At 69.1% G+C, this 379-nt stretch carries 1 protein-coding gene; it reads left to right on the forward strand.

Annotated elements, in window-relative coordinates; genetic code table 11:
* A partial coding sequence (locus tag DSY14_RS28265) for a lyase family protein (RefSeq protein WP_249188598.1) occupies positions 1-379 on the forward strand: 379 nt, incomplete at both ends.

A 379-nucleotide genomic window follows, 5' to 3' on the forward strand; every position in this document is an offset into this window, starting at 1 on the left:
TGACCTCGCCCAGTGGCGTGAGGAGGTGGCCCGGGCCACGGGGCTGCCGCTGACCGAGGCGCGGAACCACTTCGAGGCGCAGGGGGCCCGGGACGGGATCGTCGAGACCAGCGGGCAACTGCGGACCATCGCCGTCGGGTTGACAAAGATCTCCAATGACCTGCGGTGGATGGCGTCGGGCCCGCGGACCGGGCTCGCCGAAATCCGGCTCCCCGACCTCCAGCCCGGGTCCTCGATCATGCCCGGCAAGGTCAACCCGGTGATCCCGGAGGCCGTCCTCATGGTCTGCGCTCAGGTCATCGGCAACGACGTGACCATCACCACCGCGGGTGCCTCCGGGAACTTCGAGCTCAACGTGATGCTGCCCGTGATCGCCAAG

The sequence above is a fragment of the Nocardiopsis sp. MG754419 genome (genome assembly GCF_018207095.1).
GTDB lineage: Bacteria > Actinomycetota > Actinomycetes > Streptosporangiales > Streptosporangiaceae > Nocardiopsis.